Origin of the sequence: Finegoldia sp. (assembly GCF_046991905.1) — a bacterium.
Taxonomy (GTDB): Bacteria; Bacillota; Clostridia; order Tissierellales; family Peptoniphilaceae; genus Finegoldia.
On record NZ_JBKWZF010000045.1, the window covers coordinates 1 to 11,556 of the forward strand.

13 protein-coding genes and 2 pseudogenes are annotated in these 11,556 nt (G+C 45.9%); 2 read left to right on the forward strand and 13 right to left on the reverse strand.

Annotated features, from left to right (window positions below; all coding sequences use genetic code 11):
• The 12 genes and pseudogenes from ACLUJM_RS10950 to ACLUJM_RS11005 all read right to left on the reverse strand — a co-directional run.
• Positions 1-403, reverse strand: a 403-nt coding sequence (locus ACLUJM_RS10950; protein ID WP_412412813.1) for a hypothetical protein, incomplete at its 3' end; no start/stop codon positions are given.
• Positions 400-3,552: a phage tail tape measure protein gene (locus ACLUJM_RS10955; protein WP_008817785.1), complete on the reverse strand. Its 3,153-nt coding sequence runs from the start codon at positions 3,550-3,552 to the stop codon at positions 400-402. The genes ACLUJM_RS10950 and ACLUJM_RS10955, both read right to left, overlap by 4 nt.
• A gap of 15 nt (positions 3,553-3,567) precedes the next feature.
• Positions 3,568-3,732 (reverse strand): hypothetical protein, encoded by a 165-nt coding sequence (locus tag ACLUJM_RS10960; protein ID WP_008817784.1) that lies wholly within the window; start codon positions 3,730-3,732, stop codon positions 3,568-3,570.
• Entirely contained in the window at positions 3,729-4,103 is a 375-nt protein-coding gene (locus ACLUJM_RS10965; protein WP_008817783.1) for a hypothetical protein, read from the reverse strand. Before ACLUJM_RS10965 ends, ACLUJM_RS10960 begins: the two co-directional genes overlap by 4 nt.
• A 14-nt stretch (positions 4,104-4,117) precedes the next feature.
• Complete coding sequence (locus ACLUJM_RS10970) at positions 4,118-4,690, reverse strand: major tail protein (protein WP_008817782.1); 573 nt, start codon at positions 4,688-4,690, stop codon at positions 4,118-4,120.
• A gap of 5 nt (positions 4,691-4,695) precedes the next feature.
• Positions 4,696-5,013: a hypothetical protein gene (locus ACLUJM_RS10975; RefSeq protein ID WP_008817781.1), complete on the reverse strand. Its 318-nt coding sequence runs from the start codon at positions 5,011-5,013 to the stop codon at positions 4,696-4,698.
• Complete coding sequence (locus ACLUJM_RS10980) at positions 5,006-5,389, reverse strand: HK97 gp10 family phage protein (protein WP_008817780.1); 384 nt, start codon at positions 5,387-5,389, stop codon at positions 5,006-5,008. The genes ACLUJM_RS10975 and ACLUJM_RS10980 overlap by 8 nt, the downstream gene beginning before the upstream one ends.
• A 1-nt stretch (position 5,390) precedes the next feature.
• Positions 5,391-5,723: a phage head closure protein gene (locus ACLUJM_RS10985; RefSeq protein WP_008817779.1), complete on the reverse strand. Its 333-nt coding sequence runs from the start codon at positions 5,721-5,723 to the stop codon at positions 5,391-5,393.
• Positions 5,723-5,995, reverse strand: a complete 273-nt coding sequence (locus tag ACLUJM_RS10990; RefSeq protein ID WP_008817778.1) for a head-tail connector protein — start codon at positions 5,993-5,995, stop codon at positions 5,723-5,725. The genes ACLUJM_RS10985 and ACLUJM_RS10990 overlap by 1 nt, the downstream gene beginning before the upstream one ends.
• Positions 5,996-6,060: 65 nt before the next feature.
• Positions 6,061-7,245, reverse strand: a pseudogene (locus ACLUJM_RS10995) (phage major capsid protein).
• A 15-nt stretch (positions 7,246-7,260) separates the two neighbouring features.
• Positions 7,261-8,004 carry a head maturation protease, ClpP-related gene (locus ACLUJM_RS11000; protein ID WP_148558597.1) on the reverse strand — a complete coding sequence of 248 codons (744 nt, stop codon included), beginning with the start codon at positions 8,002-8,004 and terminating at the stop codon, positions 7,261-7,263.
• Complete coding sequence (locus tag ACLUJM_RS11005; RefSeq protein ID WP_008817775.1) at positions 7,889-9,259, reverse strand: phage portal protein; 1,371 nt, start codon at positions 9,257-9,259, stop codon at positions 7,889-7,891. The genes ACLUJM_RS11000 and ACLUJM_RS11005 overlap by 116 nt, the downstream gene beginning before the upstream one ends.
• Before the next feature lie 120 nt (positions 9,260-9,379).
• Between ACLUJM_RS11005 and ACLUJM_RS11010 the strand changes: the two genes are divergently transcribed.
• On the forward strand, positions 9,380-9,685 hold the full coding sequence (locus ACLUJM_RS11010) for a type II toxin-antitoxin system RelB/DinJ family antitoxin (protein ID WP_008817774.1): 306 nt from the start codon (positions 9,380-9,382) through the stop codon (positions 9,683-9,685).
• On the forward strand, positions 9,682-10,011 hold the full coding sequence (locus tag ACLUJM_RS11015; RefSeq protein WP_008817773.1) for a type II toxin-antitoxin system RelE/ParE family toxin: 330 nt from the start codon (positions 9,682-9,684) through the stop codon (positions 10,009-10,011). The genes ACLUJM_RS11010 and ACLUJM_RS11015 overlap by 4 nt, the downstream gene beginning before the upstream one ends.
• Before the next feature lie 41 nt (positions 10,012-10,052).
• Here ACLUJM_RS11015 and ACLUJM_RS11020 read toward each other — a convergent pair.
• A pseudogene (locus ACLUJM_RS11020) lies at positions 10,053-11,556 on the reverse strand (terminase large subunit); the annotation flags it as partial.

The window sequence follows — 11,556 nt, forward strand, 5'->3', positions numbered from 1 at the left end:
CTTCATTGTGGTAACGATAGGAATCTGCATCTTCACAGGAAATCACGAGCTGGCCTTTACTTAAGAGTGGATCATATTCAGATGAAGTCTCTAAAGTACCAATAGCATATAGCTCTGGTTCCTCGCTGGTCGATACCTTTATGAGCTGACCAGCATAGTGGTTTGCCATTTCAGCGATCATCTGATCGTATCTCTTTCTTGTTCCAAGCATGGAAAACGTTAAAGAAAAGCTCCGAGGCTGATAAGATACACGCCCCAGAGCTTTTGTAAAACGAATGGGAGAGTTCCTTCCTGGCACCACAATCGTATTGGATTGCGACTGTGGCACTGGAAAAGAGACAGTTTCTCGAAGCCAGCCCATAGAAGCGACTGATGTTCCGTTTAATTTAATATCAGGTGTCATAGACTGAGCCTCCTTTGTAACTTTTGAGCTTTGCCGAGCTCACCGTCGATTGCCGGGAGCAGATGGCCAACAAGTGTACCGTCCTCAAGGTAGATGCCCTTACTGGAATTATCTGCAATGACTGCCAGATATTTTTCCATTGCACTGGTATTAAGATGACTGGAAATCATCGCTTCCAGCTGTTTGTAGAAACCGGCAAGAGGAAGGATAGCTTCTGCACCGGCTTCACCGCCAGCCATCAAAGAAGATCCGTTCATTCCAAAGATAGTAGGACTAGTCATGATACCACCTTCCTTGTACCAATCAATAGAAAGATGTGGTACAGAAGGTGGAGCGATGGACAGTTTGCCAGTCACCTTGAAATGTGGCAGTTTGATGTGCGGAAGAGAAATCTTCATGCCGGAGAAAAATCCCTTGATAGCATCAACCACGCTTTTGACTTTGTTTTTAGCTGCCTCGATAGGAGTAGTGATGGCGGATTTTATGCCGTTCCACACGGAAGTAGCAGTTGATTTGATCCCATTAAAGATGCTACTAACTGTACTTTTTACAGAATTAAATACTGTTGTGACAGAGCTTTTGATGGCGTTAACCGGAGTTGTAACAGCGTTTTTTATTGCATTCCATACGGTGGTTGCTGTGTTCTTGATAGCATTGAACACAGTCGTTACGACAGACTTGATGGCATTTACTACTGTGGTCACCACTGTCTTTATCGCATTCCACACAGTAGAAAATACCGTCTTGATGGCGTTCATCACAGTGCTGATCACAGATGCCACTGCATGAATGACAGTTGTCACCTTGGATTTAATAGCATCCCAGACTGAGATAATAATTTCCTTGCAGTTCTCCCAGATAAAGCGAAATGGAAGTGTAATAATATCAAAAGCAGCACTTAAAATGGAACCTATCGCCATGATACCGACGGTTACGACATTTTTCAGTGTCTCCCAGATGGTGGTAAAGAACGTAGCAATACCATTCCAGATTCCTTCAAAGAAGGTCTTGATATTTGTCCAGACTTCATTCCAGCTAGTGCCAAACCATCCAAGGACGACATCTGCAACGCCCTTGATAACATTGAGAATGTTGGTAAAGAAGCTACTGATTCCGTTCCAGATAGAAGAAAATATTTCCTTTACACCAGTCCACGCCTGTGACCAATTCCCGGTAAAGATGCCGATAAAGACATCCAGAATGCCGGTGATTACACCAGTTACTGTGGAGAGAATATTTGCAATGTTGTTAAATACTCCTTCAAAGATTGGAGCGAGAACCTGACAAAAACCATTCCACACAGTCTTTAGAACATCCACGATATCAGTGAACTGAAACCCCAGAGCATTCAGCCTGTCAACAATGCCCTGACAAAAACCGGAGATAGTATCTTTGATACGGTTCCAAGTCCCGATCATTGCATCCCGGAAGCCCTCGTTGGTTTTCCAAAGGTGAACAAAGGCAGCTACCAAAACGGCAATAACAGCAACAACAGCCAACACGGGAGCAGAGATGCCACCAAGTGCGGCACCGAGTTTTCCAAGAACGCCGGTTCCACCTTGAATGGCGATCTTCAATTTGCTAATACCATTTGCCAGCTTCACAAAGCCCTGCATAGCCACACCAATTTTCGAGATGGCTGTTCCGATGATGACAAGCAATGGACCGATTGAGGCGACCAAAAGAGCAATGGTAACAATGGTTCTCTTGGTGCCTTCATCCATTCCGTTAAGTTTATCTACGAAACCTTGCAATTTCGATACGATGGAGCGGATAGCAGGCATCAGGATATCACCAAAAGAAATGGCAAGCTCCTGAAGCTGAGACTTTAAGATAGTAAGCTGACCGGCAAGATTATCCTGCATAGTCATAGCCATTTTTTCGGCTGATCCGTCACAGTTATCAATTGCAGAGGAGAGCTTATCAATATCGCCTTGGCCAGCATTCATCAGAGCCAGGAAGCCGGACATTGCATTTTTGCCGACGAGTGATTCAGCGGCTTGAGCTTTTTCGGATTCTGTTAAGTTTCCAAAAGCAGAACGACAGTCAGCTAAAATATCAGAAAGGTCACGCATGGAACCATCTGCGTTGGTAGTGGCGATAGTGACATCTCCGATGGCCTTACCACTGATTTTTACATCACCGGCAAGATTATTCATAATAGTACGAAGGGCGGTACCAGCCTGAGAAGACTTGATACCGGCATTGGCCATAAGGCCGATGGCTTCCGCAGTATCCTCAGCGGAGAAACCAAGTGCACCAGCGATAGGAGCACAGTACTTGAAGGTTTCACCCATCATGGATACATTCGTATTTGCATTGGAGGATGTTGCAGCAAGGATGTCTGCAAAATGGCCGGAGTCTTTGGCTGAAAGTCCGAAGGCAGTCAAGGCATCGGTTACGATGTCAGAAGTTGTTGCTAAGTCCTCACCAGAGGCAGCAGCAAGGTTCATGACACCCTCGATACCATCCAGCATATCTTCAGTTTTCCAACCGGCCATCGCCATGTAGTTCATAGCTTCTGCGGCTTCTGTTGCGGAGAATTTAGTTTTAGCACCCATCTCACGGGCTTTATTTCTGAGAGCATCAAAGTCCTTACCTGTAGCACCAGAAACAGCAGCCACCTGACTCATTGCGGAGTCAAAGTCAGCTGCTGTTTTTACTGCGGCAACACCGACACCACCAATTACGGTGGTCACGCCCATCATCTTTTTACCGGCACCAGCGATGGAATTACCGACGGTCTCCATCTTTTTACCAGCCACATCTATTTTAGAAAGCGCAGTGTTTGTAGTGGCAGCTTCTTGCTGCAGGCGTCGTAATTCTTCCTCGGTCTCTACGATCTCACGCTGAAGAGCGTCATATTTGTCCTGACCGAGTTCTCCATTTTCCAACTGTTGCTTGGCCTGCTCCTGTGCTACCTTGAGTGAATCCAGCTTTTCCTTTGTGGCTGCGATGGCATCTTTCAAGAGTCTTTGCTTTTGAGAGAGTAATTCTGTATTGGAAGGGTCCAGCTTCAAGAGGCGGTTGACGTCCTTCAGGGCAGACTGGGTAGAGCGGATTGAAGTATTGACCGTCTTTAAGGCTTTATCTAGGCCAGTCGTATCGCCACCGATTTCAACAGTGATACCTTTGATTCGATTTGCCACTTGTACGTCACCTCCTTAGAATTTGTCGAAGTCCTCCTGTGTTGCGATTTGCTGGTATTTCACATCGTCATTTGCTTTTTCGGTCCAAATGTCCATCACCATTCCAATGGTTAAAAGGTCAAGGTCTCTGATAGAGATACCGATTTCAATACAACGCAGGAGAAACAACGGTGTGGTCATTTCCCGGCTACTGCGATGAAGTTTTTTTTAGATTCAATTTCTGTCTGAAGATTCATGCCCCAGAGTTCGAGAATTTCAGGAAGTACCTCATAGATGGAGAACATCTCAAATTCATCCAGCCACTCTTCAATGGTTGCCGGAATACTGTGGTCAGCATGGTAAGCCATGATATAGGCTACGTTCTCGAAAATCTCCAAGTCTTCGATCTCAAAGGATGAACCATCATCAGAATTACCCTTATAGGATGATTCAAGGCGTGAGAGGTCTTTGAAGATATCACGCTTGAATTTTGCACGGTAGAGTCTGGGAATAGTAGCGGAGGAACGGAATTTGACCTGCTTATCACCGATTGTAATTGTTTTTTCTAACATGTCTTACGTCCTCCTTATCCTTCTGTCTTAGGTACCGGCACATAAACCTGCTGGTACCAGTTCTTATAAATTTCTGCATCTGTCGCATCACCGGTGCGGCTCTTGACGAGACCATCCTCTCTAGGATCAGCGGTAAGCGTGAGCTTTTCTTTACCCGGCTCGATGGTATCCTCTTTAGTCTCAGATTCAATGGAAGGACGAGAGGAAGTGCAGTTGTAAAGCACATGGCGAATGCTTCTGACATCACCGTCAAACTCAAAGAGCAATGCGAACTTCTCAAGTTCGGTGATGGTTGCATTTTCAATAAGCACGCCGTTGTTATCAAGCTCTTCTTTCAGAATTTCTGTACGGAACCATTCCGGAATGAGTGCGATTTCCAAATCACCACTGTAACCGTTGTTGGCAGTGGAACGGAAATATACGATACCATCGGCATAGAACGGAGAACTGTCACCCTCGGCATCCAAGCTGATGCTGACTGCACCGGGAATAGCCTTCGGTTTAGCGTAGGTAAAGGAGCCGTCCTCACTACGAGTGAGCTTGGCGGCATGAACATTTTTCAAGTTATATTTGACTTTATTGCCCATGTTGATTAAACCTCCATTTCAAATGTGTAGAGGACTTCATAGAGCTTTTCGCTCTCAATCCAGACCTCTGTTTTGTTATAAAAAATGCCGTGCTCATCAAGCACAGCTTCCAGTGTTGCTTCCAATGCCGGGTCTTTGCTATCACAGTAGAGCTCAATATTAACCTCGTTGATTTTGTAATAGACACGGCCATCTGCGGAGAAGTTATCGCTTCCCGGAAACAGGTAGCAGATGAATGGTGGATTTGGCGATTCTCCTTCAGCAAAGTGGTCATAGGCAAAGGGAAGGGCCATCTCCGATAGGATTTGCAGTAATCTATCCATTTTTCAGACACCTCTCAATCTCAGATTCAAGTTCTTTGATACCGGCTTCTTCTGCAGGAGCGATGTGGGAACGACCGGCCACACGGCCACCGCCGCGCTTGGCATGACCAAATTCCAGAAGATGAGCCAACTGATAGCGATTTCTGGAATACACAGTGACCTCCAGTGATTTGGAGGTTTCCTTTGTATTCTTCACAGACCAGCTCTTGCCGTAGGCACCAGTATCTTTTGGAGCAGTACTTTGTATCTGCTTCTTTACAGTGTTACCGGCTTTTTTGACAGCAGCTTTCATATCTACCGTCGCAAGGTCAGCATATTCGGTGAGATCCTTCATAACAGCTTCGGCAAGACCGTCAATTTTTACTTTCTGGGCCATGTCACCGCCTCACTTTCTGACAGGAGAGTTTGATACATTTTTGCTTAAAATTCATATGGTCTACTGCCAAAATATCGTATAGTTCACTTCCAAACTGTACCCGATATCCAGTAGAGGTAAGAGCAGCAGCTTTCTTACAGTAACGGATCGTAAAATCAATCTTGGAATCATCCACGACAAGACCGGCATCGGTGGATTCTTTTCCGGCTTCCGCACTAACGGTGGCATAGCAGGTGTAATAATCTTTCCAAGTGTTCTTTCGATTTCCAATTGAATCTGAGATAACTTCATTCTTCTGAATGTAGATGCGGACATTGAGTAGCTCAATATTCATCAGAAAGCCTCCTTTCTGGAACCGAAGAGAAGAGAGCGCAAAGTCAGTGTCAGAGCATGATGGTCAGCTTCCTCACGATGTTCGTAGAGGTAGGCTACCGCATAATAGACAGCAGGCTTTGCATTCTCACTTTCTTCAAAGACATCTTCATTCTGCCTTGTAATATCCATGCAGAGGCGTGTAGCCGATGTGATGAGCGTCTCGATGAGGAAATCGTCATCATCAAAATCCACTCGGAGATACTGCTTCATTTCTTCTAAAGTGACAATCATCGTTTATCGCCTCCAATCGTAAAAGGAAGGCAGCGTCTCATAAGAGAAGACGCTACCTTTCATGCTTAGCCCTTAGAAGAACCACTGAGTTTCAAAATCTGTACTGCTTCCGGAAGAATCAGCTTGCCATCGACACGTTCCTTTGCTACATAGCCAATCATACCGTTGCCTGCAAAGAGCTCAGTGAGCTGCTTGAAGGAGCGAGTACCACGATCACCAATGTTGTAATAGCTATAATCACCGAAAGCGATAGCATTCTCCGGCGCATATGCAGAGGTATGAACGGCATAGCCAAGTACCTTATCCGGTTCACCGGTCTGATAAGATGGCTACCAGATGTATGCACCATTGTTATCCTTCAGCTTGCGGAGCTGTGCCAGTGTTTTATCATTCATGATGAAACTTGCGTTTTTGCGATACGGACGCTTAAGAGCGTATACCAGGTCAAGCATATCATCAGACTTGATCGCAGCAGAAAGCGTACCTGCTACCGTGCCGCCGCCAGTCGCAACGAAAAGGCCGGTCGGTTTGCCGGAACCGTCACCGTTGAGGAATGCATCCTCCTCGGCATTTGCCAAAGCCTTACCAAACTGATTGATGATGTAATTTTCAAGACCGAAGGCATTATCATAGAGAAGTTCTTCGGTGACCTTGATAGCTACATGGAGTTTGTGCGCATCCAAAAGGATCTGACTGAAGGTCGCATCAGAAAACTGAAGTGCGCCACCTTCCTCAATCCATGCAGCCGCAGGTTTCGTAGCAGCGATGTTGATCTTATGCTCACCGGAAGTCGTGATAGTGTGTCCAAGACTTCTCATGATGTTTTCTTCGGTAAGAACATCAATCAGACGATTGTCATATTCCTCCGGTACAAGGTAGCCGCCGTCAGCGTCCACACCTTCTTGCAGAATATTGGATACCTGACGAAAGTTGGTGCGAAGTGCCTGAAGCATACCATTCTTGTATTCATCAGAAGCACGACCAGTTTTTGCAGGTTTATCGGTGGCAGAATTCCCCGGCTTAGAAGTGAGAGGCTTGTTTACTGGCTTATTAAGCTCGGCCTCCAATGCTTCTTGTCTTTCAAGACGAGCAATTTCCTTACCAAGATCGGCGATTTCCTGTTCCATTCTGGAATAAGTAGCATCGTCCTCGGCAGTAAGAATACCTTTCTCGGTACGGTGAGAATCGAGAAATGCCTTGGCAGCATTCCATGCTGTATTGCGCTTTTCACGCAGTTCTAAAATAGTCATAGTTGAATACCTCCATTAAATGTATTGTTTGATTAGGTCAAGACGCTCCATGAGAGAATCCACAGAGCGTTCCGGTGTTTCAGGCTTCTTAATGCGGCACTTTGCAGCCAGCTTATCCATAAGAGAATTGGTCACCGCTGCACGAGAGAAGAGCATCGGGCCAGTCGTATTATTTTCTACAGGTGTTTCTGCAGGCCTTGCCAGGATTCCGTCGGCAAAACCCATATCGATAGCTGTGTGTGCATCCATCCAGGTTTCTGCATCCATGAGATGAGAGAGCTTAGCACGGCTCATGCCCGTTTTGATTTCATAGGCGTTGATGATGGATTCCTTGACTTCATCCAACATGGCGATAGCCTTTTGCATTTCAGATGTATCTCCCATAGCTGCAGTCATCGGATTATGAATCATAAGCATGGAAACTGGTGATACCAGTACCTTTGTGCCAGCCATAGCGATGACAGATGCAGCGGAGGCTGCGATGCCATCAATCTTTACGGTTACATTGCCGGGATACTCCATCATCATGTTGTAAATCTGAGCTGCGGCTACGCAGTCGCCTCCCGGAGAGTTAATCCAAATGGTGATGTCTCCGTTTCCAGCAAACAGCTCATCTCGAAAGAGCTTAGGCGTGATATCGTCATCAAACCAGCTTTCCTCTGCGATGGTGCCGTTTAGAAACAGTGTCCTCTCCAGTGTCTGTTCCTGCGTCTCTTGATTGGTCACCGTCTGATTCTTCCACTTCCAGAATTTCTTCATTGTTCTCGTCCTCCTTTCCGGCAGCAGTGGTCGCTGCGAATATTCCTGCATCCTCCAGCTTGGTCATGTTCCCATTGATGAGATATAAGTCACCACCAAGTTCCGGTGGGATGAGGTCCAGGTTTTCAAGTTCACGGATATCGTTTGCAGACATCCAGCCATTCTGTCTTGCAGTGGCATAACCGTTCATTCGGCTTTGATAATCACCACGCAAGAGACCGTCGACATTGAACTTTACAAAATAAGCAGCTTTCTCAGAATCAGATAGAAGGGCTCGGTTAATGGACTGTTCCCAACGGACAATCCAAGGCTCCAAGGTGTACTTCACAAATTCTAGAGATTGCTGCTCAATATTAGAAAAGCTCGATTTTTCCAGATCACCGACCATGTGAGGCGGCACTCTAAAGATTCGAGCTATTTCATCAATCTGAAATTTTCTTGTTTCCAGAAACTGTGCTTCATTTGGGGAGATGGAGATAGGCGTGTATTTCATGCCTTCTTCCAAAACAGCTACCTTATGAGAGTTGTTTCCAGAGAAGCCTTTGGTCCAACTTTCTCTGACAGCTTCCGGATTTTTCACGGTACCGGGATATTCCAGTATGCCTCCTGGTGTGGCACCGTTTGCAAAGAACTTAGCACCATATTCCTCGGTCGCAATTGCAAGACCGATAGCGTTTTTAGCCATAGCAATAGGAGAGTAACCGACCAGACCGTCAAAGCCAAGGCCTGGAATGTGGAGTACATCTGATGGCTTCAGGATGACTGTTCCATTTTTCATAGTTGGTGCATCGGAATCTTGCATTTGATATTGGTAGTAGAGGTGCCCTTTATCGTCACGATCCACACTCATTCGATTGGCCATTAGCGGATAGAGTGCGATGACTTCGCCTTTGCCATTTCGGATAATTTGCGTATAGGCATTTCCATAAAGGAGAAGATGCGTCATCAAGGTCTCTCGGAAAACGAAGGATGTCATTTCCGGATTTGGCTCATCATGTATCAATCGGTATAGTGGATGTTTGATGGCTTTTTCTTTGCTACCAGAGTCTGTGTATTTATAGACATGGACTGGAAGCCCAGCGATGGACTCCGAAAGAATCCTGACGCAGGCATAAACTGCAGTCATCTGCATGGCGCTTCGTTCATTGACGGTTTTGCCGGAGTTGCTTCCACCAAAGAGAAAGCGGTAGGCACTGCCGTTTGTACTGTTGGTGGGCTTGTCTCTTGAGTGAAACAGTCCTGATAAGAATCCCATAACTATTCCTTTCTGCCGCAAAGGGCGTATAAAATTCAAAGTTTTGTCATAAAATAATCTATGCAAATGCTTGCAATCGCAAGCAAAAGCGGATATAATAAAGAAAAAGGAGGCGATATTATGGCAAATACATCTGCTGTTTATGCAAGAATAGATACCAATCTCAAGGATAATGCTGAGAGCATTCTTTCTCAGCTTGGAATTTCTCCATCCAGTGCAATTCAGATGCTTTATAGCCAGATTGTACTGAGGAAGGGTATGCCATTTGAACTGAAACTTCCTTCTTCTAAGCCATTAGCTGTTGGTGCAATGACCAGAGAACAGCTTGATGCAGAACTCCAGAAGGGTGTTGATTCCATCAAAGCAGGAAAGGTATATTCTGCAGATGAAGTCGATGTGGCACTTGCAAAGGAGTTTGGCATATGACAGATAGCTATAAAGTCGGCTATTCTGTAGATGCGCTTGACGACTTACGTGAGATCTATTCGTACATTGCGAATGAACTCCTTGTTCCAGAAACTGCTACCGCTCAGCTGGGCCGCATCCGAAAAGAGGTTCGTTCATTGGATTTCATGCCAGCTCGTTATGCGTTAGTTGACTGGGAGCCTTGGCATTCGATGAAAATGCATCAGCTTCCTGTAGACAACTTTATTGTGTACTACCTTGTTGATGACGAGGAAAGGGCAGTTACAGTAGCTCGAATATTCTACGGTGGCCGTGATATTGAAGGAATCATAAATTCAAATAAATAAACAGTAATGGAGCTTTTGGTGTAAAAACAAGGGCTCCATTTTTATATGAATAAAATGCCTCTTTCATCGTAGACAGAAGCACCGGTATTGTTTCCACAGCGGATCGCACGGTCAAGCCCCATGATGGTGGCAACAGCTCCGTCGATTTTCTCTGTGGATTTTTCTTTGTCTGCCTTTATATTTCCTGCCGGATCAGTGCGGATATAAAGGTTATCCATCATCCATCGAAGCACCGGATGACCACCGTGGGCTAGCTTTTGCTCCAGCGTCAGCTTCATGAGTTCTTTTGTCGGTGGAGACATATCCTTAAATCCCTGACCGAACGGAACAACAGTAAAGCCCATGCTTTCAAGGTTCTGAACCATCTGAACAGCTCCCCAGCGGTCAAAGGCAATCTCACGAATATTGAAGTGCTCTCCAAGACGCTCGATGAATTTCTCGATGTAGCCGTAATGAACAACATTTCCTTCGGTTGTCTCCAGAAAGCCTTGACGTTCCCAGACGTCGTAAGGAACATGGTCTCGCCTTACTCGAAGATCAAGCGTATCTTCCGGTATCCAGAAATATGGTAAGATACAGAACTTGTCATCCTCATCCAGCGGAGGAAATACCAGCACGAAAGCTGTAATATCTGTGGTGGAGGAAAGATCCAGACCACCGTAACAGACGCGACCCTCTAAGGATTCTTCATCAACCTTGAACGAGCAGGCATCCCATTTTTCCATTGGCATCCAACGAACTGCCTGCTTGACCCACTGGTTAAGTCTTAGCTGTCTGAAGGAATTCTCCTCGCCGGGATTCTGTTTTGCAGATTCACAGGCAGCTTCAACTTTGTCGATACCGACTGTGATACCAAGAGAAGGATTTGCTTTCTTCCAAACCTCCGGATCTGTCCAGTCATCGGCTTCATCGGCACCATAGATGACAGGATAGAAGGTCGGATCGATTTTTCTTCCTTCCAAGATGTCCTTGGCCTTCTGATGTGTTTCATAGCAGATGCTGTTGGTATCTGTTCCGGCGGTTGTGATAAGGAAGTAAAGCGGCTGCATCCTGGCGTCTCCGGAGCCCTTAGTCATAACATCAAAGAGCTTTGGTTGGGCTGAGTATGTAGCTCATCGAATACAACGCCATGAATGTTGAAACCATGCTTTGAGTAAGCCTCGGCGGACAATACCTGATAGAAGCTGTTAGTGGTTGGTAAACGATACGTTTCTGGGAAGCGAGAATTTTTACTCTCCGATTCAGTGCAGGACACATACGTACCATATCGGCAGCCACATCAAATACAATGGTTGCCTGCTGGCGGTCAGCTGCACAGCCATACACCTCAGCACGTTCTTCGCCATCACCGCAGGTAAGGAGCAGGGCGACGGCAGCAGCAAGTTCCGATTTGCCCATTTTCTTAGGAATTTCCACATAGGCAGTGTTAAACTGTCGATAGCCATTCGGTTTCAAAGTGCCAAAGATATCCCTTATAATCTGTTCCTGCCAGTCGATGAGCTCAAACGGCTTACCGGCCCATGTGCCTTTGGTGTGGCAGAGACA